The sequence below is a fragment of the Kribbella sp. NPDC050820 genome (assembly GCF_040653975.1).
GTDB lineage: Bacteria > Actinomycetota > Actinomycetes > Propionibacteriales > Kribbellaceae > Kribbella.
The window spans coordinates 50,237-75,236 of sequence record NZ_JBFAHB010000033.1 but is presented as its reverse complement, the minus strand read 5'-3'; the positions used below and the strand labels follow the sequence as shown (position 1 = coordinate 75,236).

General features: G+C 69.9%; 20 protein-coding genes and 1 pseudogene. 18 read left to right on the top strand and 3 right to left on the bottom strand.

The window, feature by feature from the left end:
- Positions 1-168: 168 nt before the first annotated feature.
- The 3 genes from AB0H36_RS26045 to AB0H36_RS26035 are packed head-to-tail and all read right to left on the bottom strand — an operon-like array spanning position 169 to position 4,802.
- On the bottom strand, positions 169-2,523 hold the full coding sequence (locus tag AB0H36_RS26045; protein WP_360528514.1) for a DUF3488 and transglutaminase-like domain-containing protein: 2,355 nt from the start codon (positions 2,521-2,523) through the stop codon (positions 169-171).
- Positions 2,520-3,806, bottom strand: a complete 1,287-nt coding sequence (locus tag AB0H36_RS26040) for a DUF58 domain-containing protein (protein WP_360528511.1) — start codon at positions 3,804-3,806, stop codon at positions 2,520-2,522. The genes AB0H36_RS26045 and AB0H36_RS26040 overlap by 4 nt, the downstream gene beginning before the upstream one ends.
- Positions 3,807-3,809: 3 nt before the next feature.
- Positions 3,810-4,802: a MoxR family ATPase gene (locus AB0H36_RS26035; RefSeq protein ID WP_360528508.1), complete on the bottom strand. Its 993-nt coding sequence runs from the start codon at positions 4,800-4,802 to the stop codon at positions 3,810-3,812.
- Positions 4,803-5,233: 431 nt separating this feature from the next.
- Between AB0H36_RS26035 and mraZ the strand changes: the two genes are divergently transcribed.
- The 18 genes and pseudogenes from mraZ to AB0H36_RS25945 all read left to right on the top strand — a co-directional run bounded on the left by mraZ (position 5,234) and on the right by AB0H36_RS25945 (position 24,944).
- Positions 5,234-5,665, top strand: a complete 432-nt coding sequence (mraZ, locus tag AB0H36_RS26030; protein WP_360528505.1) for a division/cell wall cluster transcriptional repressor MraZ — start codon at positions 5,234-5,236, stop codon at positions 5,663-5,665.
- A 234-nt stretch (positions 5,666-5,899) separates the two neighbouring features.
- Positions 5,900-6,865 (top strand): 16S rRNA (cytosine(1402)-N(4))-methyltransferase RsmH, encoded by a 966-nt coding sequence (gene rsmH, locus AB0H36_RS26025; RefSeq protein WP_360528502.1) that lies wholly within the window; start codon positions 5,900-5,902, stop codon positions 6,863-6,865.
- Entirely contained in the window at positions 6,865-7,533 is a 669-nt protein-coding gene (locus tag AB0H36_RS26020) for a hypothetical protein (RefSeq protein WP_360528499.1), read from the top strand. The genes rsmH and AB0H36_RS26020 overlap by 1 nt, the downstream gene beginning before the upstream one ends.
- Positions 7,534-7,753: 220 nt before the next feature.
- Positions 7,754-9,754, top strand: coding sequence for a penicillin-binding transpeptidase domain-containing protein (locus tag AB0H36_RS26015; RefSeq protein ID WP_360528496.1), 2,001 nt, complete (start codon positions 7,754-7,756; stop codon positions 9,752-9,754).
- A gap of 50 nt (positions 9,755-9,804) precedes the next feature.
- Positions 9,805-11,364, top strand: a complete 1,560-nt coding sequence (locus AB0H36_RS26010) for a UDP-N-acetylmuramoyl-L-alanyl-D-glutamate--2,6-diaminopimelate ligase (RefSeq protein ID WP_360528493.1) — start codon at positions 9,805-9,807, stop codon at positions 11,362-11,364.
- On the top strand, positions 11,361-12,752 hold the full coding sequence (gene murF / locus AB0H36_RS26005) for a UDP-N-acetylmuramoyl-tripeptide--D-alanyl-D-alanine ligase (protein ID WP_360528490.1): 1,392 nt from the start codon (positions 11,361-11,363) through the stop codon (positions 12,750-12,752). The genes AB0H36_RS26010 and murF overlap by 4 nt, the downstream gene beginning before the upstream one ends.
- Positions 12,749-13,816, top strand: a complete 1,068-nt coding sequence (gene mraY / locus AB0H36_RS26000; RefSeq protein ID WP_360528487.1) for a phospho-N-acetylmuramoyl-pentapeptide-transferase — start codon at positions 12,749-12,751, stop codon at positions 13,814-13,816. The genes murF and mraY overlap by 4 nt, the downstream gene beginning before the upstream one ends.
- Positions 13,813-15,252 carry a UDP-N-acetylmuramoyl-L-alanine--D-glutamate ligase gene (murD, locus tag AB0H36_RS25995; RefSeq protein WP_360528484.1) on the top strand — a complete coding sequence of 480 codons (1,440 nt, stop codon included), beginning with the start codon at positions 13,813-13,815 and terminating at the stop codon, positions 15,250-15,252. The genes mraY and murD overlap by 4 nt, the downstream gene beginning before the upstream one ends.
- A gap of 4 nt (positions 15,253-15,256) precedes the next feature.
- Positions 15,257-16,507 (top strand): putative lipid II flippase FtsW, encoded by a 1,251-nt coding sequence (gene ftsW / locus AB0H36_RS25990; RefSeq protein ID WP_360528481.1) that lies wholly within the window; start codon positions 15,257-15,259, stop codon positions 16,505-16,507.
- Positions 16,508-16,538: 31 nt separating this feature from the next.
- The gene (gene murG / locus AB0H36_RS25985) at positions 16,539-17,627 is read left to right on the top strand and encodes an undecaprenyldiphospho-muramoylpentapeptide beta-N-acetylglucosaminyltransferase (protein ID WP_360528478.1); all 1,089 of its coding nucleotides are present in this window, start codon (positions 16,539-16,541) and stop codon (positions 17,625-17,627) included.
- Positions 17,627-19,099: a UDP-N-acetylmuramate--L-alanine ligase gene (murC, locus tag AB0H36_RS25980; RefSeq protein WP_360528583.1), complete on the top strand. Its 1,473-nt coding sequence runs from the start codon at positions 17,627-17,629 to the stop codon at positions 19,097-19,099. Before murG ends, murC begins: the two co-directional genes overlap by 1 nt.
- An 18-nt stretch (positions 19,100-19,117) precedes the next feature.
- Positions 19,118-19,858, top strand: a complete 741-nt coding sequence (locus AB0H36_RS25975) for an FtsQ-type POTRA domain-containing protein (RefSeq protein WP_360528475.1) — start codon at positions 19,118-19,120, stop codon at positions 19,856-19,858.
- Between the two features lie 103 nt (positions 19,859-19,961).
- Positions 19,962-21,278 (top strand): annotated as a pseudogene (gene ftsZ, locus AB0H36_RS25970) (cell division protein FtsZ); the annotation flags it as partial.
- 324 nt (positions 21,279-21,602) lie between these two features.
- On the top strand, positions 21,603-22,325 hold the full coding sequence (locus AB0H36_RS25965; protein WP_360528472.1) for a polyphenol oxidase family protein: 723 nt from the start codon (positions 21,603-21,605) through the stop codon (positions 22,323-22,325).
- Positions 22,325-23,038: a YggS family pyridoxal phosphate-dependent enzyme gene (locus AB0H36_RS25960; protein WP_360528470.1), complete on the top strand. Its 714-nt coding sequence runs from the start codon at positions 22,325-22,327 to the stop codon at positions 23,036-23,038. Before AB0H36_RS25965 ends, AB0H36_RS25960 begins: the two co-directional genes overlap by 1 nt.
- A gap of 70 nt (positions 23,039-23,108) precedes the next feature.
- Positions 23,109-23,672, top strand: coding sequence for a cell division protein SepF (gene sepF, locus AB0H36_RS25955; protein WP_360528467.1), 564 nt, complete (start codon positions 23,109-23,111; stop codon positions 23,670-23,672).
- A gap of 38 nt (positions 23,673-23,710) precedes the next feature.
- Positions 23,711-24,016 (top strand): YggT family protein, encoded by a 306-nt coding sequence (locus AB0H36_RS25950; RefSeq protein ID WP_360528464.1) that lies wholly within the window; start codon positions 23,711-23,713, stop codon positions 24,014-24,016.
- A gap of 169 nt (positions 24,017-24,185) precedes the next feature.
- Positions 24,186-24,944, top strand: coding sequence for a DivIVA domain-containing protein (locus AB0H36_RS25945; RefSeq protein ID WP_132144064.1), 759 nt, complete (start codon positions 24,186-24,188; stop codon positions 24,942-24,944).
- The last annotated feature ends 56 nt before the right edge of the window (positions 24,945-25,000 follow it).

Sequence of the window (25,000 nt, the reverse complement as noted above, 5' to 3'; positions counted from 1 at the left end):
GTTTTTGTTTGGGGTACGGCGGGGGTGGGTGCCGCTGCCGCAGCGTTTGCCGGCGGGTGCGGGTAGCTCCCGTTCGGCGCTTTGCAGGTCGGCGGTTGAGTGGCCGATGGTGCGCAGGCAAAGCGCCGAACGGGAGCAGTTGTGGGTCAGGAGGGGATGCCAGGCAGGCTAGCCGGCGTGGCGGCGGCGTAGGGCCAGGGAGCGGAGGCGGGCCAGGAGGAGGTCGAAGTCGTCCAGGAGGTCGGAGGCCTCGGTGCTGCCCCGGCTCAGGTACCAGCGCCAGGAGGGCGGCAGCAGCCGGGCTCGCCAGCGGCGCAGGTGGGAGGCCTGCGTCCACAGGGCCTTGCGTACGGCGGCTGCCTCGGAGCGCAGGTCCATGGTCACGTCGGCGTCACCGGCGTACCGCAGGGCCTCGATGCCGCGAGCGACCCGGATGGCCTGTCGGTGAACATCAGCCGGCAATTGGCCGACCAGCCACTCGCCGGACTGCCGCGGTGTGGCGATGTCGGACCAGTCCAGTCCGAGGTCGCGGGATGTGTCCCGGATCTCGGCCCACAAGCCCTCGGCTCCGAGCCGGCCCGGCGGTCTGGCGAACCGCTGTCGCCTGGTCAGGCTGCGGATCAGCCACGGCACGCAGAGCAGCAGAAGCACCCCGAGGGCGATCGCGATGTTCCGGCCACCGCCGTTGGTGAACCAGTTGCCGCTGTCAATGATCGGGACGCCGGTGTCGTCCGGCAGATTCCGGTCGTCGGGCCGTTCCAGACCCGGGTCCTCGGTGGCGCCCGGCGTGCTCGGGGCGGTGGTCGGCGCCGTCGTCGGGCCGGCCGGGTTCGGGGTCGCGGGGGCGGTCCAGCCCGGCGTGCTCGCGACCCGGGCGGCCGGGGTCGGCTCGAACCGGACCCAGCCGACGCCCTGGAAGTACAGCTCCGGCCAGGCGTGCATGTCGTGCATCTTGACGGTGTACTCGCCGTCCTCGCCGGCCTGCCCGGGCAGGAACCCGATGCCGACCCGGGACGGGATGCCCGCGATCCGGGCCATCAGCGCCATCCCGGTGGCGAACTGCTCGCAGTACCCGGTCTTGGTCTCCAGCAGGAAGTCGCGCAGCGCCCGCATCCCGCTGCCGCGGGTGGTGTCGGTGCTGTAGGTGAAGCCGCCACCGCTGCGGAACCAGTTCTGCAGCAGCACGGCGGCCTCGAACTGGTTGCTCCCGGCACTCTTCGTGATCTCCTGGGTCAGCTCTTTGACCGACTGCGGGGTCTGCCGCGGGACCCGGCTGGTGAACTGGTCCGGCTCACCCTGGCCGCTCGCGTCGTGCAGCTGCTGCGACGTCGGCTGCAGGTCGTACGACGTCACGTCGTACTTCTTGCCACCGACCACCTGGCCGTTGGAAGAGACCACGTCGAGCGTGCCGGCGTCGAAGCGCCAGTCCCGCTTCAGCGAGATCGAGCGCACCGGGTAGGGGACCGGGGCGAACTGGGAGCGGAAGCTCCGGCTGACGTCGATCTCCATCTTGGACTGCGGGACCTTGCTCAGGTCGCCGCTGTACCCGGGCGGCGGGGTCAGCTCGCTGCCGATCTTGCGGCCCTCCTGGCGGGGCGCGATCCGCCAGATGTCGCCGTCGAAGAAGTCGAGTGCGGTCAGCCGCAGGTAGGTGCCGCCGGCCGGGCCGCCCTTGTAGGTGAGGGCGACGACGTTGTCGCCGCGCTTCAGGTTCCGGCCCATGTCCAGCATCGGGTCCGTCGACGAGATCGACGCCCCGACACCGGTCCCGGGACCGGTGCCGGCCAGACCGTTGCCGATGACACCTTCGGGCAGGGCGGGCAGCAGAGCGGGCAGCAACGCCGCCAGCGCGACGACGGTCAGGCCGATCCGGCGGCCGGCCTGACCGAGCGCGGACGCTTCCACGGGCTCGGCGGCGTCCAGGTGGGACACGCCGGAGATGCGCCGGCCCCAGCGGCTGAGCCGGCTGCGACCTTCGGCGGACAGCAGCAGGATGTACCCGAGCGCCGGCGGGATGAACAGCAGCGCCGGCAGGCCGCCGTGCACGGTCGCGGCCGGCACCGTGTACATGATCAGCAACAGCAGCCCGGCCCACGCGGCCTGGCGAAGCTGTACGGCGATGACGTGGATGAGCAGGCCGGTCGCGGCGATCACCGAGGCGGCGAACAGCGTCAGGTGCGAGTCCGGTGGCAGTGGCGCGCTGAACCGATTGATCGAGTCCATCGCGTTGACCATCTGCTGGTTGAACTCCAGCGCGGTCGCCTTCACCGGGATCAGCCCGAACTTCAGTGTGTCCCGCAGGAAGAAGAACGAGATCAGCTCCACCAGCACCAGGAGCTGGACGAACGGTACGACGAGCCGCGGGGCGCGCAGGTTCTGCAGCAGGATCCCGACACCGGTGATCGCACCACACAGGAGCGCGCTGATGAACAGGAACGGCCCGGAGAACACCGGGGTGAGCACCAGCGCTCCCAGAACGGTCGCGCCCCAGGCGGCAAGAGAGATCCTCGCGTGGCCGGTCATGCGATCCTTCCGCTCCGTAGTCCTAGGCCGGACCACACGGTGGGTAGGTGGTCGCCGCGGTGGACTCTGGCGACGCGCCAGCCGTTGTGGCGCAGCTCGTTCTCGGTGGCGTCCGCGGCTGCCTTCAGCCGGTCCGCCTTCTCACTCGGCTCGGCGCCGACCGCCCAGCTGGCCGCGTCAAGCACCAGCGCGACGCCGATCGCCTGGCTGGTCCGCCAGCGGTTCAGCGAGGTGATGTCCTCGGAGTTCAGCGCGCCGACGATCGCGATCACCAGGCTCGGCTCCTGCGCGTGCCGGTCTACGGTCAGCAGTGGGCCGATCTCGGCGTACTTGTGCTCCTCGACGGTCGCGCACTCCGTCAGCAGCTGCTGCGCGCTGAGCGGTTGGTGTACGGCGGTCGACGACCGGTGGCTGATGGCCGACAGAGTGGTCGGCCCGCCCAGCATCGTGGTGACGTAGCCGCGACGGATCCGGTCGGTGCCGATCGAGGCGGCAGCGCTGACCGCCCACTCGAGGCTGGACGACGGGCCGTGCCCGTGGTGCGAGATGGTCCGCGCGTCCAGGAACATCGCGCACCGGCTCTGCCAGGGCTGCTCCTCCCGCCGCACCATCAGCTCGCCGCGGCGCGCGGTGGACCGCCAGTGGACGCGGCGCAGGTCGTCGCCGTCGCGGTACTCGCGAACTGTCGCGTCCTCTTCACCGGCCGAGGCGATTGCACGCGGCCGGTTCTCACCCGAGCCGGCCCGGTCCGCACCCAGCCGGATCTCGGGCAGCCGGTAGACCCGCGGCGTGACCAGCAGGTGCTGGCTGCGGGTGAACGTCCGGCTGGTCTCCACCAGGCCGAACGGGTCGGCCACGGTCAGCATCAACGGTCCGACCTGGAACAGTCCGCGGACGTCGCTCTTCACCGGGTAGGTGACGGTGCGACGCCAGTTCGGGCTGACTCGGTCGACGACGAACCGGGGCCGGTGCCCCAGTACATAAGGAATACGGTCCTCGAGCAGCAACAGTCCGGCCGGCATCCGGCCCTGGTTGCTGAGGGCAAGCTCCACCGTCGCCTGCGTGCCGACCGGGACCTGGTCCGGTGCGAGGCTGCGCCGTACCTGCAGTCGCAGCCGGGTCCGCCCGACGACGAGCGCCGCGACGACCGGCAGCGCGACCAGCAGGATGCCGACGCGCAGCAGGTCCTTCTGACCGAGCAGGAGCGCGCACAGGGATGCGGTGATGCCGGCCGCGACGAAGGCCCGCCCTCTGGTGGTCAGCCCGCGCAGTGCCTGCCGCATGTCTCAGTCCCGACGTGCGCGGGGCAGCGCCACCGTGGCCACCAGCCCCGAGATGATGTCGGCTGCACCGCGCCCACCGAGATGCGCCTCAGCCGCAGGAAGAACACGGTGTGCCAGCACCGGCACAGCGAGCTCCTGGATGTCGTCCGGCAGGACGAACTCACGGGAGTCCAGCGCCGCTGCGGCCCGGGCCGCGCGGATCAGGTGCAGCGTCGACCGCGGGCTCGCTCCCAGTCGCAGCTCCTGCGAGCGACGGGTCGCGCCGACGAGGGCGACGGCGTACTCCTTGACCGACTCCGAGACGTGCACCGACTGCACCGTCTTCACCAGGCGCAGGATCTGCTGGCCGTCGGTGACCGGCTGCAGGGTCTGCAGCGGGTCGTCGGCCGCGTGCCCGTCCAGCATCCGCAGCTCGGCGGCCGGCTCCGGGTAGCCCATCGAGACACGAGCCATGAACCGGTCGCGCTGGGCCTCGGGAAGCGGGTAGGTGCCTTCCATCTCGATCGGGTTCTGGGTCGCGATGACCATGAACGGCGCCTCGAGCTGGTACGTCGTGGTGTCGACGGTGACCTGGCGCTCCTCCATCGACTCCAGCAGCGCGGCCTGGGTCTTCGGCGAGGCGCGGTTGATCTCGTCGCCGACCACGATGTTCGCGAACACCGCGCCGGGCTTGAACTCGAAGTCACGGATCTCCTGGTTGAAGACCGAGACGCCGGTGATGTCGGACGGCAGCAGGTCAGGCGTGAACTGGATCCGGCGCACGCTGCAGTCGATCGACTTGGCCAGCGCCTTGGCCAGCATCGTCTTGCCGACGCCGGGCACGTCCTCGATCAGCAGGTGCCCCTCGGCGAGCAGGACCGTGATGGCGACCTCGACCACGTCGGGCTTGCCTTCGATCACCTGCTCTATCGCCCGGCGGACCCGGCCCGCCACCTCTGACAGCTCGTCGAAGTCCCCGGCTCCGGCCAGCGCCGAGCTGGTCGCGGTGGTGCTCACCCTGTGTCCTCCCCATTCGTTGACGGCCGACACATTCTCACCCGCTGTAGGGGTCCGGCCTAGAGCAGCGGAAGTTTTGTTACCTGGCGTTTCGGTGTTCATCGGCACAGGCCCTCACCGGCGTGGGTCGGAAAGTCGTCCCTCCAAGCGTACGGGTGGCCAAAACCCCACGCTGCGCAAACGACGCCGCCGCGACCTTGAGAACCCACCAACCACTTTCCGGGCCCAGAAATGGCTGGTGGGTTCTCAAGGTGGAGCGAAGTGGAGGACGCGGCACGCGGGGGCCACGCCTGGATTCAGGCGGCGCGTGGGGGAAACGGGGCGGAAGTTGGTTGACGGTGGTGGAAAGTGGAGTAAGGTGGAGCGCAGTGGAACTAAAGTGGTGGAAACAGCTCGCCTAAGTCGGAGGGTCCGCAACGGGGAGGTGGAGCGTGTTCCTCGGAACTCACTTCCCCAAGCTCGACGACAAGGGACGGCTGTTCCTGCCGGCGAAGTTCCGGGAGGAACTGGCTGACGGCCTGGTGATCACGCGTGGACAGGAGCGGTCGCTGTCCGTGTGGCCGGAGCGCGAGTTCGTCCAGCTGACCGAGCAGTTGAAGCAGGCGCCGATCACCAACAAGGGTGCGCGGGACTACCTGCGGATGCTGTTCGCCGGAGCCTCGAACGAGGTGCCGGACAAGCAGGGCCGGGTCACCATCCCGCCGATGCTGCGCGATTACGCAGGACTGGATCGCGACTGCGTCGTCATCGGGGCGATGAACAGGGTGGAGATCTGGAACACGGAGAACTGGAACAGGTACTCCCAGGAGCAGGAGCAGGCGTTCGCCGATCTCTCCGAGGAGGTCCTGCCGGGCATCTTCTAGAAGAACAGTGGGCGAGCGGTACCGCGACCACACCGGCCGTCCGGTGAGATCACGGGTCCGACTTCCGACCTCAGGTGTTGACGCCACTTCCCCGGCGCCAAGACCCCGAGGTACTTCCCCGGAAGGCGTACCCGCGATCTGACCGGACGGAGTCGTCTCCGGGTTCGCACCACTGAACCGCACCACAGGACCTGCGGGGGCAGGGTCGCTCCCGCGGCGACGGAAGGGTCGAGGATGGACGCTGCGGAGCGGCATGTGCCGGTGATGCTGGAGCGCGTGGTCGCGCTGCTGGCTCCCGCACTCGCGCACCCCGGCGCAGTCCTCGTCGACGCCACTCTCGGTCTCGGTGGTCACTCCGAGGCCTTCCTGCGCCAGTTCCCCGAGGCCCGGCTGATCGGGCTCGACCGCGACCCCGAGGCGCTGCGCCTCGCCGGCGACCGGCTCGCGCCGTACGAGGAGCGGACGACCTTCGTGCACGCCGTGTACGACGAGCTGCCGCAGGTCCTGGCCGACCTCGACGTGCCCGCGATCGACGGGATCCTGTTCGACCTGGGCGTCTCCTCGATGCAGCTGGACGAGGCCGAGCGTGGTTTCGCCTACGCGCAGGACGCGCCGCTGGACATGCGGATGGACAGCACCGGCCCGACCACGGCCGCGGACATCGTGAACACCTACAGCGCGGCCGACCTGGCCCGGATCCTGTTCCAGTACGGCGAGGAGAAGTTCGCCCGCCGGATCGCGGACCGGATCGTCCGCGAGCGCGAGACCGAGCCGTTCACGAACAGCGCCCGGCTGTCCGAGCTGGTCCGCAACGCGATCCCGCAGGCGGCCCGCCGGACCGGGGGACACCCGGCGAAGCGGACCTTCCAGGCGCTCCGGATCGAGGTGAACGGCGAGCTCGAGGTACTGCGGCGCGCGCTGCCGGCCGCGATCGAGGCGCTGGCGCTGCACGGCCGGATCGTGGTGATGAGCTACCACTCGCTCGAGGACCGGATCACCAAGCAGACGTTCGCGGCCGGGACCAAGTCGGACGTGCCGGACGACCTGCCGGTCATCCCGGCCGGGCACGAGCCGTACCTGAAGCTGCTGACCCGCGGCGCCGAGCGGCCGACCGAGGAGGAGGTCGCGGCGAACCCGCGGGCCGCCTCCGCTCGCGTGCGGGCGGCCGAGCGAGTCCGGGAGAAGAGGCTGGTGGCCTGATGAGTACTGTCTTCAGCCCGCAGAAGGCGCGGGTCACGCCGGCGCCGGCGAAGCGGCCGGAGCCGAAGCTGCGGGTCGTCTACGGTGCGCCGTTCCGGCCGCCGCGGATGCCGTTCGTCATCTTCGTGGTGTCGCTGCTGGCGGCCGGCCTGGTCGGCTTGCTGCTGCTCAACACGGAGCTGCAGAGCGGGACGTTCCAGGTGACCGCGCTGAACAAGCAGGCCGACCAGCTGCGGGACCAGCAGGAGTCGCTGGAGAAGCAGGTGCGCACGCTGGAGTCGCCGCAGAACCTGGCCGACCGGGCGCTGCGGATGGGCATGGTGCCGAACCCGAACCCGGTGTTCCTGCGGCTGTCCGACGGGCAGGTGCTGGGTGTGCCGGAGGAGGGCAAGGCCGGCACGGGTACGGCGATGTTCGGTCCGGGCACGCCGACGTCGGTGTCGCCGAAGCCGCCGGTCACCACGGTCAAGCCACCCAACGTGACCGTGAAGCCACCCGCTGCGACCGTGAAGCCGCCCGCGACGACGGTCAAGCCGCCTGCGGCCACTGTGAAGCCGCCGGTCACCGCGCAGAACCGGGCGGCGACCGGCACCACCGCACGGACCGGTACGGCGACGGGTAACAAGCCGCCGGCCACGACCACGCGTACGACGACCACCGGGGGATGATCGGATGACGGACCGACGGGGCAGCGAGCCGCCACGCAAGCGTGGTGAACCGGGTCGGAGCAATCCGACCCGCAAGGCTCAGCCTCGCCGTCCGTCCGCTACGGACAGCACCCGTGCCACCCCACAGCGTCCGGAGTCCACCCGAGACCGCCTCCTCCGCAAAGCCCGCGAGGAGGCGGATCAGCGTGCGGCTGAGCAGGGCGGTGTGGTGCGGCGTCCGGTGAAGAAAACCGCACCCAGCCGACCGGTGAAGAAGACTGCCGCACGCCCGGCGCCCACCAAGAAGACGGCTGCAAAGAAGACTGCATCGAAGAAGGCGCCGGTCAAGAAGGCGCCGGTCAAGAAGGCGACGGCCAAGCGGCCGGTGAAGAAGAGTCCGCCGCGGAAGCGGCCTCAGAGCAAGCGGCCGCCCAAGAAGGTGAAGCGGCCGCCGCGGATGCTGAAGCTGGGTCGGCCCACGCTTCGGCTACGGGTGACGTTCGTGGTGATGGCGTTCGTGCTGTCGCTGTTCGCCGGGCGGCTGGTGCTGCTGCAGGGTGTGGACCCGGACCGGTACGCGCTGGCGGCGAGCAAGGAGAACACCAAGCCGTTCGTGCTGCACGCGACCCGCGGCGCGATCCTTGACCGCAACGGCGTGCCGTTCAGCGTGTCCGAGGATGCGGTCGCGATCACTGCCGACCCGACCCAGACCGGCCCGGTCGCGCCGCAGCTCGCCCGGATCCTGGCGCCGAAGCTGACCGGTACGACGTCCGCGCAACTCGTCACCGCGATGACCGGGAAGGGCCGGTTCCAATATCTCGCACGCCAGGTCAGCCCGCAGACCTGGAACGCCATCGAGGCCGAGCTGAAGGCGAAGAACGCCGAGATCGCCCAGCAGAACAAGGGCCGGCCGCAGGACCAGCAGGCGCCGTTGCTGGCCGGGATCTACACCGAGGAAGACCCGATCCGCAGCCACCCGAACGGCACCATCGCGGCCAACGTGGTGGGCGTGGTCGGCGCCGACGGCAAGGGCCAGTCCGGGCTCGAGTACGGCATGAACGACAAGCTGTCCGGCCAGGACGGCAAGGCCATGTACGAGGTGGACACCAAGGGCAACAAGATCCCGAACGCGAACCACACCGTCGAGGAGCCGAAGCCCGGCGTCACCGCGCAGCTGACCCTGGACGCGGACCTGCAGTGGTTCGCGGAGCGGCGGATCGAGCAGGCGGTCAAGCAGTACAAGGCCACCTCCGGCACCGTGGTCACCCAGGACGTGAAGACCGGCGAGATCCTGGCGATGGCGAACTACCCGACCTTCGACCCGAACAAGCCGGTCAAGCCGAGCGAACTGTACAACCCGGCGCTGGAGCAGGTCTACGAGCCGGGCAGCGTGCAGAAGGTCGTCACCATGGCCGCGCTCGCCGACGCCGGTCTGATCGACCTCAACACCAAGCTCAAGGTGCCCGGCAGCATCAACGTCCAGCGCCGGACCATCAAGGACCACTTCTCGCACGGCACGCTCGACCTGACCATCGCCGGCGTGATCGCGAAGTCGTCGAACGTCGGCACCATCATCGCGGCCCAGCAGATGAAGTCGATCCCGCAGTTCGTGAAGTACCTGAAGGACTTCGGGTTCGGTGAGCCGACCGGGCTGAACTTCCCGGGCGAGAGCCGCGGCCTCATGCCGCCGGGTGACGAGTGGAGCGAGCTGACCCGGTCGAACGTCGCGTTCGGCCAGGGCCTGTCCGCGAACGCGGTCCAGATGACCGCCGCTGTCAACGCGGTCGCCAACGGCGGGGTCTACGTGCCGCCGAAGCTGGTGAAGAACTACGTCGACGTGAACGGCAACGTCGTACCGAACCCGTCCGGGCCGTCCCGCCGGGTGGTGAGCGAGAAGGCGGCCAAGGAGGTCACCACGATGATGGAGGCCGTCACCGCCAAGGGAGGTACGGCGACCCAGGCCGCGATCGACGGTTACCGGGTGGCCGGCAAGACCGGTACGGCGCAGGAGGTCGACTCCGCCTGCGGCTGCTACCGCAAGTGGGCCACGTCTTTTGCCGGATTCGCTCCTGCCGACAACCCGCGCTTCGTTACGTACGTCGTACTCCAGAACCCGACCAACGGGCGCAGTGGCGGTGGACAAGGAGGACCGGTGTTCCGTGACGTGATGAGCTACGCGCTGCAGAAGTACGTCGTACCGCCGACAGGTGCGAAGCAGCCTGCCGTGCCGCTCGAGTGGTGACGCAGGGTCAGGTAGGAGTCACACGGGCCGGAGCGGTAGCCTCAGGGCCCGTGTCCACCCCTACCGCCGCAGGCGGCGCCGTCGCAGCGATCAGGCCACGGCACATCGTGCCGGTCAGCCTGATCGAGGTCGCCAGGACCGCTCACGCGCGGATCCCCACCAGCAGCACCGTCGAGGTCACCGGTGTCTCGCTCGACTCCCGGTCAGTCCTCCCAGGCGATCTGTACGCCGCTCTGCCCGGTGCCGTCACGCATGGCGCCGCCTTCGTCGCCAAAGCACAGCAGTCCGGCGCTGTCGCCGTACTGACCGATCCGACCGGTGAGGAGCGGGCGAAGGAGACCGGTCTGCCGGTGCTAGTGGTCGACCGGCCACGGGACGTGCTCGGCGCCGTCGCGGCCCACATCTACGGCGAGCCGACCAAGGAGCTGCACCTGCTCGGCGTGACCGGGACGAATGGCAAGACCACGACCAGCTTCCTGCTGGACGCCGTACTGCGCCGGCTCGGTCCGACCGCGCTGATCGGGACGATCCAGACCCGGATCGGCGACGAGGTCGTGAAGAGCGTCCGGACCACTCCGGAGGCCACTGACCTGCACGCGCTGTTCGGAGTGATGCGGGAGCAGGCGGTCGACTGGTGCGCGATGGAGGTCTCCAGCCACGCGCTCGCGCAAGGCCGGGTCGACGGTGCGCGGTTCGCAGTCGCCGGGTTCACCAACCTCACGCAGGACCATCTGGACTTCCACAACACGTTCGAGGAGTACTTCGCGGCGAAGGCCTCGTTGTTCACCCCGGAGCGCTGTGATGTGGCGGTGGTGACGATCGACGACGAGTACGGGCGCCGGCTGGCCGCGCAGACCGTCGTACCGCTGGTGACCGTGTCCACCACGGGTGAGGCCGACTGGATGGTGGCAGGCAGGCACCAGTCCGAGCGACCGGGGCGGTGGGGCGGGGAAGGAATCAAGCAGAGCACGACGGTGATCGACATCCGAGGGCCGGGGGAGACGCTGACGGTCGAGATCGGGCTGCCCGGTGACTTCAACGTCGCCAACGCGCTGCTGGCGACCGCCATGCTGCGGCAGGTCGACGTACCGGCCGAGGAGATTGCGGCCGGGCTGCGGACAGCCGCCGTACCGGGCCGGATGGAGACGTTCACCCGGCACGACGGGTTGGCCGTGATCGTCGACTACGCGCACACGCCGGACGCGGTCGAGCTCGCGCTCGAGGCCGCCCGCGGCGCGACCAAGGGCCGCTTGTACGCGGTCGTGGGCTGTGGCGGCGACCGCGACGCCGGCAAGCGTCCCGCGATGGGCGCCGCGGCGGCACGGGCGGCGGACGTCGTGATCATCACCGACGACAACCCGCGCAGCGAGGACCCGGCGGCGATCCGGGCCGCCGCGCTCGAGGGCGCCCGAGCCGCTGTGCCGGGGGCCGACCTGCACGAGATCGGCGACCGTCGCCAGGCCATCGCCGCCGCGATCGAGCTGGCCGGTCCGGGGGACACCGTCGTTGTGCTGGGCAAGGGCCATGAGACAGGTCAGGACGTCGGCGGTGTGATCCACCCGTTCGACGATCGCGAGACTGTGCGTGAGTTGCTGGAGGCAGAGCGGTGATCCCTGTCAGTTGCGGCGAGATCGCCGACGTCGTCGGTGGCGAGCTGGTGGGCGTGGACCCGTCGGCCGTGGTCGACGGCGCGGTGGTGATCGACTCGCGGGCCGCCGGTCCGGGTGGGCTGTTCGTCGCCCTGCCCGGTGAGCGCGTCGACGGGCACGACTACGTGGGTACGGCGACCGAGGCCGGCGTCACGGCGTCACTCACCACGCGGCCGGTCGAGGGCAGCCCGTGCATCGTCGTCGGCGACGCGCAGAAGGCACTCGGAGACCTGGCCCGGCTCGTGGTCAGCCGACTGCCGGAGCTCACCGTGCTCGGGCTGACCGGCTCGTCCGGCAAGACCAGCACGAAGGACCTGATCGCCCAGCTGATCCGCCCGGACGGCGAGACCGTGTCGCCGGAGGGATCGTTCAACAACGAGATCGGCCACCCGCTGACCGCCCTGCAGGCGACCGGGTCCACCAAGTTCCTGATCGCCGAGATGGGCGCGCGGCACCTGGGCGACCTCACCTACCTTTGCGGGATCACGCCGCCGAAGGTCGGGCTGGTGCTCAACGTCGGCACCTCCCACATCGGTGAGTTCGGCAGCCAGGACAACATCGCGCTGGCCAAGGGCGAGCTGATCGAGGCGCTGGCTCCGGGCGGGACCGCCGTACTGAACGCCGACGACCCGCGCGTCGCCGCGATGGCGAGCCGGACCGGGCAGCGGGTGCTGACCTTCGGCGAGGCGGACAGCGCGGACGTGCGGGCGACCGACGTCAAGCTCAACGCCGAGGGCCGGGCGAGCTTCACGCTGCGGATCGGCGACTTCGGCCGCTCGGTCCAGCTCCAGTTCGTCGGCGAGCACTACGTGTCCAACGCGCTCGGCGCGGCGACCGTCGCGTACGCGGCCGGGCTGACCGCCGAGCAGATCGCCGAGGGACTGGCTGCGGCCACCCCGGTGTCGGCGGCGCGGATGGAGGTGGTCGAGCGCGCGGACGGCGTGACGGTCATCAACGACGCGTTCAACGCCAACCCCGACTCGATGCGGGCCGCGCTGAAGGCGCTGGTCGCGATCGGCCGGGCCCGCGGCGCGCGGACCTGGGCGGTGCTCGGCGAGATGCTCGAGCTCGGCGACACCTCCGCGGACGAGCACGACGCGATCGGGCGGCTGGTGGTGCGGCTGGACGTGAACCGGCTGGTCGTGGTCGGCCCGGGTGCGAAACCCATCCATCTCGGGGCCTCGCTCGAAGGCTCCTGGGGCAACGAGTCGGCCTATGTCGACACCATTCCGGAGGCCCTCGACATGCTCCGCGCCGAGTTGCGGGCCGGTGACGTCGTCCTGGTGAAGTCCTCGAAGGCGGCGAAGCTGCGCAGCCTGGCCGACGCGTTGCTGGAGGATGCGCAGTGATCTCGATCCTGTTCGCCGGCGCCGTCTCGATGGTGCTGACCCTGCTCGGCACGCGGTGGGCGATCACGCTGCTGGCCCGCCGCGGCTACGGCCAGGAGATCCGCGACGACGGGCCGACCTCGCACCACACCAAGCGCGGCACGCCGACGATGGGCGGCACCGTGTTCATCATCGCCACCATCATCGGGTACTTCGCGGCGAAGCTGTTCACGATGACGCCGCCGAGCGCGTCGGCGCTGCTGGTGCTGTTCCTGTTCGCCGGGATGGGCGCGGTCGGCTTCCTGGACGACTTCATCAAGATCTTCCGGCAGCGCAGCCTGGGCCTGCGCAGCAAGGCGAAACTGGCCGGCCAGACGATGATCGCGGTCGCCTTCGCGGTGCTCGCGCTGCAGTTCCCGGACGAACGCGGCCAGAGCCCGGCGTCGCCGTTCATCTCGTTCATCCGCGACATCACCTGGCTGCAACTGTGGCCGGTGCTCGTGGTGATCTGGATCCTGCTGCTGATCGCCGGCATGTCGAACGGCGTGAACCTGGCCGACGGCCTGGACGGCCTGGCCACCGGCGCGTCGATGATGGTGTTCGGCGCGTACACGCTGATCTGCATCTGGCAGTTCAACCAGAGCTGCGCGACCGCTCAGGGTGTGGGCGCGAAGTGTTACGAGGTCCGAGATCCGCACGACCTGGCCGTGGTCGCGGCCGCGCTGACCGGCGCGCTGTTCGGCTTCCTGTGGTGGAACGCGTCGCCGGCCAAGATCTTCATGGGCGACACCGGCTCGCTGTCGCTGGGCGGCGCGCTGGCGGGCTTCGCGGTGATGACTCGGACCGAGTTGCTGGTGCTGCTGCTCGGCGGCCTGTTCGTCATCATCACCGCCTCGGTGATCCTGCAGGTCGGCTACTTCAAGCTGACCAAGGGCAGGCGGCTGTTCCGGATGGCGCCGCTGCACCACCACTTCGAGATGCTCGGCTGGGAGCAGGTCAACGTGGTGATCCGGTTCTGGATCATCCAGGGCCTGTGCGTGGTCATCGGTCTCGGCATCTTCTACGCGGAATGGGTGGCCGGATGACGCTCGGGACTCGCACCGACGACGGCTGGGCGACGACTCGCTTCGTCGTTCTCGGCTTCGGTACGGCGGGCTACGCCTGCGCGGACTCGTTGCTCCAGGCCGGCGCCGAGCACGTCGTCGTACTGGACGACCGTGACAACGAGGGGCTCCGCGAGAAGGCGCAGATCCTCGAGACGCTGGGCGCCACCATCACCCTCGGCCCGGGCAGTACGGCGGAGCTGCCGAAGGACGTCGACGTGGTCGTGACGTCTCCCGGCGTACCGCCGCACGCGCCGCTGCTGGCGCAGGCAGCCGAGCGCGAGGTGCCGATCTGGAGTGAGATCGAGCTCGCCTGGCGGCTGCGTGACCCGGCCAACGCGGCGCCGTGGCTGTGCATCACCGGGACCAACGGCAAGACCACGACGGTCCAGATGCTCACCGCGATCCTGACCGCGGCCGGTCACCGTGCGGTTGCCGCCGGCAACGTCGGGCTGCCGCTGCTGGAAGCGGTCATGGACCCGGAGCCGTACGACGTGATCGCCGTGGAGCTGTCGAGCTACCAGCTGCACTTCACGCACTCGATGTCGGCGCACTCGGCCGCCGTGCTGAACATCGCGCCGGACCACGTCGACTGGCACGGCTCGCTGGAGGCGTACGCCAAGGACAAGGGCCGGATCTTCGAGAACTGCCAGATCGCCTGCGTCTACAACGTCGCCGACCCGGCCACCGAGCAGCTGGTCATGGACGCCGAGGTGATCGAGGGCTGCCGGGCGATCGGCTTCACGCTCGGCACCCCCGGCCTGTCGATGGTGGGGATTGTCGACGATCTCCTTGTCGACCGCGCGTTCGTCGAGCAGCGCGCGTCCTCGGCGCTCGAGCTGGCGACCCTGAACGACATCACGCCGGCCGCGCCGCACAACGTGGCGAACGCGCTGGCCGCGGCCGCGCTGGCCCGGGCGTTCGGGGTGCCCGCGACGGCGGTTCGGGACGGGCTGCGCGGGTTCCGGCCGGACAAGCACCGGATCGCGCACGTCGCGGACGTTGCCGGGGTCAACTATGTCGACGACTCGAAGGCGACCAACCCGCACGCGGCGCAGGCCTCGCTGCTCGCCTACGAGCACGTGGTGTGGATCGCCGGCGGCCAGGCCAAGGGCGCGACCTTCGACGACCTGGTGATCGCGGCCCGCGAGCGGTTGCGCGGCGTCGTCCTGCTCGGCCAGGACAAACAGGTGATCGCCGAAGCACTTGCCCGACACGCACCGGATGTCCCGACGATCACTGTCGAGGCAACGGACACTGAAGCCATGGAGATCGTGGTGGGGGAGGCGGCGAAGCTTGCCCAGGCGGGCGACACCGTGCTGCTGGCCCCCGGCTGCGCCTCCTGGGACATGTTCGCCAACTACGGAGCCCGCGGCGACGCCTTCGCTGAAGCCGTGCACCAGCTGACCCGGGGGTGATCGCGTGACGTCGGTCGCAGACCAGCCGGATCAGAAGCAGGAGCGCAACACCACCGACCGGCCGTGGGTGGCGGCGATCCGCGAGGTGCTGGACCGGCCGCTGACGTCGTACCACATCCTGCTCGGCGCGACCGGCCTGCTGCTGGTGCTCGGGCTGCTGATGGTGCTGTCGGCGTCGAGCGTGCTGTCGCTGCGCGCGAACGGCAACAGCTACACGATCTTCATCCGCCAGCTGATCTGGGTCGGCGTCGGCCTGCCGATGGCGTACGTCGCCTCCCGGATGACGCCCCGGCACTTCCGGATGCTCGCGTACGTTGCCCTGCTCGGGTCGGTGTTCCTGCTGGTGCTGACCTACATCCCCGGCCTCGGCGTCGGCGTGAACGGCAACACGAACTGGCTGAACCTCGGCGGTCCGCTGCAGATCCAGCCGAGCGAGTTCGCCAAGCTGGCGCTGGTGATGTGGTGCGCGGACCTGTACGCCCGCAAGGAGAAGCTGCTCACCCAGTGGAAGCACCTGCTGGTTCCGATGGTGCCGGTCTGCGGCCTGGTGATCGCCCTGGTCGTCGGCCAGCACGACCTCGGTACGGCGCTGGTGCTGATGGCCGTCATGCTCGGCCTGATCTGGATCGTCGGCGCGCCGACCCGGCTGTTCGTCGCGACCATCGTGGTCGTCGGCGCGATCGCGTCGTACTTCGTCACCACGGCCCAGCACCGGATGGACCGGCTGATGAACTTCACCAACCCGCTGTCGGACCCGTCCGGCGTCGGCTGGCAGGCGTACCACTCGTTCTACGCGCTGTCGACCGGTGGCTGGTGGGGCGTCGGGATCGGCAACAGCCGGCAGAAGTGGGGCAACCTGCCGGAGGCGCACACCGACTTCATCTTCTCCGTGATCGGTGAGGAGCTCGGCCTGGTCGGGTCGCTCACCGTGCTCGCCCTGTTCCTCGTCCTGGCCTACGCCGGGGTGCGGATCGCGACCCGGAACACCGAGCCGTTCGTCCGCTACGCGGCGGCCGGAATCACCATCTGGATCATGGCCCAGACCCTGGTCAACCTGGGCGCCGTGATCGGACTGCTACCCATCGTGGGGATTCCGCTCCCGCTTTTGTCGTACGGTGGTTCCGCACTGCTGCCGACCCTGATCGCGGTCGGCATGCTGCTGGCCTTCGCGAAGGCCGAACCCGGCGCCCAGGCCGCCCTGAAGGAGACCAGGCGGCCGAGGTTCGGGTGGCTGCCGTCGCGACGTCCGTCCTGACTCGAGAGAACACGCGGGAGCGTTGAAAGCTGTGCCCAGCATCGTCCTGGCCGGTGGCGGAACCGCCGGCCACACCTCACCCCTGATCGCCACCGCCGACGCGCTGCGCCGGATCGACCCGACCGTAGAGATCCTGGCCCTCGGCACCGAGCGCGGCCTGGAGACCCGGGTGGTCCCGGAGGCGGGCTACCGGCTGGAGCTGATCCCGCCGGTGCCGCTGCCGCGGAAGCCGACGCCCGCGCTGCTCGCCGTACCAGGCAAGATGCTCGCCTCGGTGGGCGCGGCCCGCCGGGCCCTGGACGAGGCGAAGGCCGACGTGCTGGTCGGCTTCGGCGGGTACGTCTCCACCCCCGCGTACGTCGCCGCCTGGCGCCGGAAGACCCCGATCGTCGTGCACGAGGGCAACGCGGTGCCGGGTATCGCGAACAAGTTCGCCGCCCGCTACTGCACGCAGCACGTCAAGACCTCGTTCCCGGGCACCGACCTGCCGCACGCCGAGTACGTCGGCCTGCCGATCCGGCGGGCGATCTCGACGCTGGACCGGGCCGCGCTGCGGGCCGAGGCACGCCAGTTTTTCGGTCTGGACCCGAACGCGCCGACGCTCCTGGTGACAGGTGGCTCGCAGGGTGCTCAGCGGCTGAACGAGGCGGTCGCGGGGTCGGCCGCCGACCTGCAGGCCGCCGGGATCCAGGTCCTGCACGTGATCGGCCCGAAGAACACCCTCGAGGCTCCGCAGACCGGGCCGCTGCCGTACGTCGTGCTGACCTACGTCGACCGGATGGATCTCGCCTACGCGGCGGCCGACCTCGTCGTCTGCCGATCCGGTGCGAACACGGTCACCGAGGTCTCGGGAGTCGGACTGCCCGCGATCTACGTTCCGCTGCCGCACGGTAACGGTGAGCAAGCGCTCAACGCGAAGCCCGTGATCGACGCGGGCGGCGGGCTGCTCGTCGACAACGCGGCGGTGACTCCGGACTGGATTCGCGCCAACGTCCCGCAACTTCTGCACGACTCGGCGCGTCTGACAGCCATGTCCACAGCAGCGAAGGGTCTGATCCGCACGGACGCCGACGGGCGATTGGCGCGGATGATCCTGGATGTGGTGGGGTCTGCTTCGTGATCGTCGAAGTATCGAATTTTGGTCCTGATGCCGTCATTCCCCCGGCGGAGAAGCTAGGCAGAGTCCATTTCGTAGGCATCGGCGGCGCCGGCATGTCCGGGATCGCCCGGATCATGGCGTCCCGCGGCATCGAGGTGTCCGGCTCCGACGCCAAGGATGGGAAGGTGCTGGCCGCGCTGCGCGCGCTCGGCGCCACCTGCTGGGTCGGCCACGCCGCCGAGCACGTCGCGGACGCCGACACCGTGGTGGTGTCCACCGCGATCCGCGAGAACAACCCCGAGGTGGTCGCCGCCCGGGCCGCCGGGATCCCGATCCTGCCGCGGGCCGCCGCGCTCGCCTCGGTGATGGTCGGCCGCCGCACGCTGGCGGTCGCCGGGACGCACGGCAAGACGACCACCACGTCGATGCTGACCGTTGCGCTGCAGCACTGCGCGGCGGACCCGTCGTACGCGATCGGTGGCAACCTGAACGAGTCCGGGTCGAACGCGCACGACGGCACCGGCGACCTGTTCGTGGCCGAGGCGGACGAGTCGGACAAGTCGTTCCTGACCTACCGGCCCGAGGTGTCGATCGTCACGTCGGTCGAGCCCGACCACCTGGACAACTACGGCGACGAGGCCAGCTACCGGCTCGCCTTCGAGCAGTTCTGCGACCGGGTGATCCCGGGCGGGTTCATGGTGATCTGCTACGACGACGCCGGCGCCCGCCGGCTGGCGGAGTTCGCCCGCGAGCGCGGCATCGACGTCCGCACGTACGGCGAGGCCGGCGACGCCGACATGCGGGTGACCGAGATCACCGCGACCGGGGCGACGCAGTCGTTCGTGCCGGTGTACCGCGGTCGCAAGCTGCCGGTCGTCCAGTTGCAGCAGGCGGGCAAGCACAACGCGCTGAACGCGTCGGCCGCGCTGACGGTCGGGCTCGGGCTCGGGTTCTCGGCCGCCGACCTGGCCGAGGGGCTGGCGTCGTTCACCGGGACCGGCCGGCGGTTCGAGTTCAAGGGGCTCGAGGACGGGGTGCGGGTGTTCGACTCCTACGCGCACCACCCGACCGAGCTGGCCGTCGACCTGACCGCGGCCCGGCAGGTGGCGGGGGAGGGGCGCGTGGTCGCCTGCTTCCAGCCGCACCTGTTCAGCCGGACCAGAATCTTCGCCACCCAGTTCTCCGAGGCGCTCGCGCTGGCCGACGAGGTCGTCGTGATGGACGTGTTCGCGGCCCGCGAGGACCCCGAGCCCGGTGTCACCGGGGCCCTGATCGCGAACCACGTGCCGCTGAAGCCGGACCAGGTCCGGTTCGAGCCGTCGTGGTCCGCCGTACCGCAGGTGGTCACCGACCTGGCCGAGCCGGGCGACCTGGTGGTCACCCTGGGCGCAGGTGACGTGACGCTGATCGGCCCGGAGGTCGTCGGTCTGCTGGCCGAACGGGCAGCCGCCCGCGAGTCTGCCGCCGAAGCCCTTGCTCCTGTGGTGGAGTAAAAGGGTGGGGTCGACTGAATGAGCCAGAGCGCTGATCTGGCTCGGGCACAACAGCGGTTCGCGCGCCGGCAGCGTCTGGTGCGGTGGCGAAGCTGGCTGCCGTGGGCGATCGGCGGCGCCGCGCTGGTGCTCGGCGGGCTGGTCGTCTGGCTGTTCTACTTCTCCACCGCGCTCGCGGTCGACGGCGTCCGGGTGAGCGGGGCCGACACGGTGCCGGTGGCAACGATCGAGAACGTGGCCGAGGCGCCGGTGGGCACCCCGCTGGCGAAGGTCGACCTGAGTGCGATCGCGTCCCGGGTCCGGACCATCCCGGCGGTGGCCGACGCGCAGGTGACCAGGGCCTGGCCGAACAAGGTCGTGATCGTGGTCACCGAACGAGTGCCGGTGGTGGTCGTCACCGACGGCTCGCGGTACGAGCTGGTGGACGCGACCGGGACGGCGTTCAGGACGGTGCCGGACCGGCCGGCCGGTCTGCCGGAGGCGAAGATCACCGGCGCCCGGCGGGACGTGACGATCCGTTCGGTGGTGACGGTCTCGGCCGCGCTGCCGTCCACACTGCGGGCACAGGTGCGGTCGATCTCGGCAGCGTCGCCGGACTCGATCACCCTGAACCTGGGGTCCGGCGTGAAGGTCGTTTGGGGCAGTTCCGATGACAGCGCGCGCAAGGCCGAGGTACTCAGCGTGCTGATGAAGCGCAAGGCGACCGTGTACGACGTGTCGGCGCCCGATCTCCCTGTCACCAAAGGGGAAAAGCGGTGACGAGTCACATCACGGCAGAGTGCGGCGAGGCGCGTGGACTTTGGCCGGAAGCGTCCCGTACCGTGCGTCGTAATCTAAAGTTGACATAAGTCTAAGCATCCACTTGAGGTTCAGTCTTTTCGCTGGACAACGGGAAACGAACGAGGCGAGAGGCGCGGACGTGGCGGCACCGCAGAACTACCTGGCACTCATCAAGGTCGTCGGCATCGGCGGAGGCGGCGTGAACGCCGTCAACCGGATGATCGAGCACGGTCTGAAGGGCGTTGAGTTCATCGCCATCAACACCGACGCGCAGGCGCTGTTGATGAGCGACGCGGACGTCAAGCTCGACATCGGCCGCGAGGAGACCCGCGGCCTGGGTGCCGGGGCCAACCCGGCGATCGGGCAGAAGGCCGCCGAGGACCACGCGGAGGAGATCGAGGAGGCGCTGAAGGGCGCCGACATGGTCTTCGTCACGGCCGGCGAGGGCGGCGGCACCGGCACCGGCGGCGCGCCGGTGGTGGCCCGGATCGCCCGATCGCTCGGCGCGCTGACCATCGGTGTGGTGACCCGGCCGTTCTCGTTCGAGGGCAAGCGCCGCGCTACCCAGGCCGAGGACGGCATCAGCACCCTCCGCGAGGAGGTGGACACGCTGATCGTCATCCCGAACGACCGGCTGCTGACCATCTCCGACCGCGCGGTGTCGGTGCTGGACGCGTTCAAGCAGGCCGACCAGGTGCTGCTGCAGGGCGTCTCCGGCATCACCGACCTGATCACCACGCCCGGCCTGATCAACGTCGACTTCGCCGACGTCAAGGCGGTCATGTCGAACGCCGGCTCGGCGCTGATGGGGATCGGCTCGTCCCGCGGCGAGGACCGGGCGGTCGCGGCCGCCGAGGCGGCCATCTCGTCGCCGTTGCTCGAGGCAAGTATCGAGGGCGCGCACGGGGTGCTGCTGTCGATCGCCGGCGGCTCCGACCTGGGCCTGTTCGAGATCAACGAGGCGGCCCAGCTGGTGTCGGAGTCGGCGCACTCGGACGCCAACATCATCTTCGGCGCGGTCATCGACGACGCCCTCGGCGACGAGGTGCGGGTCACGGTGATCGCGGCCGGCTTCGACGGCGGGATGCCGAAGCGGCGCGAGCAGGCGATGAACTCGGCCCGCCCGCAGGCCTCGCGTCCGGCGGCCGGATCGGAGAGCCAGCCGGGGTACTCCGCCCAGATGCAGTCGGGTAACCCGGCGTCCACGCCGCCTGCCGCGACGCCGCCACCTGCGACACCGCCGTCCACGCCGCCGTCCACCGGGGCCCCAGCGGCGACTCCGGGTGCTTCGCCGCAGCCGGCTTCGGCGCCATCCGCGAACGGGCAGGCCCCGAGCAACCAGCCGGTGAACCCACCGACGCCGACCGACGACACCGTCCCGGTGCCGGCGCCGACCGAGGGCCGTCCAGGCGCGGGTACGACGCACTCGGCACGCCCGCAGGCCGGTGAGCCGGTCCGTCCGGTGTCGCCGACCGCGCAGCCCACGCCGCACACCCCTGCGTCGCCGACCACCCAGCACTCCTGGCCCGTCAACGGCCCGAGCAACGCGACGCCGTCGCCGTCGCAGCCCACCCCGACCCGCCCACCCCGCAAGCCCGACCCCGAGGAAGACCTCGACATCCCCGACTTCCTCAAGTAACCCGCACCTTGAGAAGCCCCCGACCGTTTTCGGACGCGCCAGATGGTTGGTGGGTTCTCAACGTCGGGCGGATAGGGTTTGGGGGTGTTCGGGTATGACGAGGTTCGGCAGGGGGTTCGCTTCGCGTTCACCGATCGGTTCGGCGGGGCGAGCAGAGCGCCGTACGGCGAGCTGAACCTCGGCGGATCGGGTGAGGACGCGGGGCTGATCGCGGAGAACTTCCGGCGGGTCGCGGACGTGTTCGGCGTCCGGCCCGAAGGGGTGGTCCGGGTCAGCCAGGTCCACGGCCGCGACGTGCACGTCGTCCGCCCCGGTGACGAGCTGCCGCCGGCGCCGACGCCGAGAGCGGATGCGCTCGTCACGACCAGGACGGACGTGGTGCTGGCCGTCCGGGCCGCCGACTGCCTTCCGGTGCTGCTGGCCGGTGACGGTGTTGTCGGAGCGGCCCACTCCGGACGCAAGGGCATGTACGTCGGCGTCGTACCGGCGACCGTGGACGCGATGCGGGACCTCGGTGCGTCGCGGATCACCGCCGTACTCGGGCCGTATGCGTGCGGCAACTGCTACGAGGTGCCCGACGAGATGCGGGCCGAGGTGGCCGAGCGGGTGCCGGCGTCGTACTCGGAGACGAGCTGGGGGACGCCGGCGATCGATGTCGCCGCCGGGGTCAAGGCGCAGCTGGCCGAGCTCGGGGTCGAGGTGGTCGACGCGACCGCGTGCACGATCGAGTCGGAGAGCCTGTATTCGTACCGCCGCGAGGGACCGGTCAGCGGCCGCCTGGCCGGCCTGGTCAAGCTGGGCGCGTGATGGCGGCGCGGGAGGAGGAGCTGCGGGACAACCTGCGGCTCGCCCGGGAACGGATCGAGAAGGCCTGTGAGGCGGCCGGGAGGTCTCCGGACGAGGTCACCCTTGTCGCGATCACCAAAACCTTCCCAGTCAGCGACGTACGGGCGCTGACGGCCCTTGGGGTGCGGGACGTGGGGGAGAACCGCGAGCAGGAGCTCAAGGCGAAGGCTCCGGACTGCCCGGACGCCACCTGGCACTTCGTCGGGCAGTTGCAGTCGAAGAAGGTCCGTTCGGTGGTGCGGTACGCGTCGGTGGTGCACTCGGTGGACCGCGCGTCGCTGGTGACCGCGCTGTCCAAGGCTGCGGTCGCCGAGGAACGGACTGTTCGCTGCCTGTTGCAGGTGAGCCTGGCGTCGTACGGATCGGCCGATGCCGCGACCGGCGCTGCCCGCGGGGGCGTCGAGCCTTCCGCCGTACCGGAGCTGGCTGCCGAGGTCGCCGCGGCGGACGGGCTGGAGCTGGGTGGCGTGATGGCGGTCGCGCCGCTCGGGTCGGACCCCGACAAGGCGTTCGCGGGACTGCATGAAGTAGCCTCCCGGTTACGCTCCGATCATCCCGGGGCCGGCTGGATCTCGGCCGGGATGACCGGCGACCTGGACGCCGCGATCAGGCAGGGAGCGACACACGTGCGCCTCGGGCGCGCCTTACTCGGAACGCGTACTCCGCCGGGTTAGTGTCGACATCGAGCAGGTTTCCTTCCTGCTCACCGTTGTCGTCGAGACCGGATCGAGGGGCTGGAGGGCCATGAGCGGCGCGCTGCGCAAGATGGGTGTCTACCTCGGCTTGGTCGAGGACGGGGAGCGCTACAACGCGCGGTACGACGACGAGTACGACGACTACGACGAGTACGACGAAGCCGTCGACGGGGAGTCCCACGAGCCCGAGCCGGTGCCCGCCGGCCGGGAGGTCCGCGAGTCCCGTGACTCCCGCACTGAGTCGCACAACCACTCAGGCCGCGAGGAGCAGGGCGCGACGGTCAGCAAGTTTCCAGATCGACGTGGTGTCGCACCGTCCCCGGAGGTAACCGAGTTGGCCCGCATCACCACCGTGCACCCGCGCAGCTACAACGAGGCGCGGGTCATCGGTGAGCACTTCCGCGACGGCACGCCCGTCATCATGAACCTGACCGAGATGGACCACGCGGACGCCAAGCGGCTGGTCGACTTCGCCGCCGGGCTGATCTTCTGCTGCCGCGGCTCGATCGAGCGGATCACCACCAAGGTGTTCCTGGTCTGCCCACCGAACGTGACGGTCGCCGCAGAGGAGAAGGAGAAGATCGCCGCGGACGGGTTCTACAACCAGAGCTGACGCGTTCGCTTCGGTCATCTTCTACACTCATTGACGACATGGTTGCTCTAGTGATCGTTCTGCAGATTCTCTCCGTCGTGCTGCTCGTCTTCTTCCTGACGCTGGTGGCGCGGTTCGTGCTGAGTCTCATCGTCATGTTCGCGCCGCAGTGGCACCCCAAGGGCCCGCTGCTGCTCTTCTTCGAGTTGATCTACTCGATCACCGATCCGTTCCTGCGCCCGCTGCGGCGGATTCTGCCCCCGATCGGGGCCGGCGGGATCCGGATCGACCTGTCCATGCTGATGCTGTTCGTCATCGTCTCGCTGGCGATGTCGATCAACTCGACCGCGCTGCGCTCACTGTGAGGGTGAGGCGGCCGGGAGCTGGGTAGGTAGAGTCTCGAAAACGGGGAACCTAGGCCGTTATCGCCGCCCGGATTCCGTTAGAACACAACGAAGCGATAACGTGATCTACTGAGTCGCCGGGGCGAAGGCCACGGGGACTCCGCCAAGACACAGACAAACGAGGTGAAAGATGCCGCTGACGCCGGATGACGTCCGCTCGAAGCAGTTCACGCCCGTCCGACTACGGGAGGGCTACGACGTCACTGAGGTCGACTCCTTCCTCGACGAGGTCGAAGCCGAGCTCGAGCGACTTCTCGCCGAGAACGAGGAGCTGCGGGCCAAGCTCGCGGCGGCTCAGCGCGCGGGTGCGGGGCAGGACCGGCCGGTCGACCAGACCGCCGCGCTGCCGCCCGTCGTGCAGCAGCCCAAGCCCCCGGTCGTGGTCGAGAAGCCGGAGGAGAAGCCACCCGTCGTCGCGCCTGTAGCGGCCGCGGGGGCTGCTGCCGCGGCAGGGACCGTCGGTGACGCCTCCAGCTCCGCGGTGCGGCTGCTGGAGATGGCCACCAAGCACTCCGACGACCTCGTCCAGGAGGCGAAGGACACCGCCGACAAGATCATCGGCGAGGCCCGCGCCAAGGCCGAGCGGCTGGAGAACGAGGCGCGCGGCAAGGCCGACCGGATGACCGGCGAGGCCCGCGCCCGCGCCGAGAAGCTGGACGGCGAGATCGCTGAGCGCCGGGCCCAGATGCTCGGCACGCTGGAGAAGCAGAAGGGTCAGCTCGAGCGCACGATCGACGACCTGCACGCCTACGAGCGCGAGTACCGCAGCCGGCTGAAGACCTACTTCACCGAGCAGCTCAAGGCTCTGGGCAACGGAGACGACACGCTGAGCCCGCGCAACGGCTTCCGCCCGGAGGCCCGCGCCCAGGCGCACGGTCACGGCGTCTAAAACCTCTGAGCTCTGTAGTTTCTGACAGGGGCGGTGCTTTCCGGCGGCACCGCCTC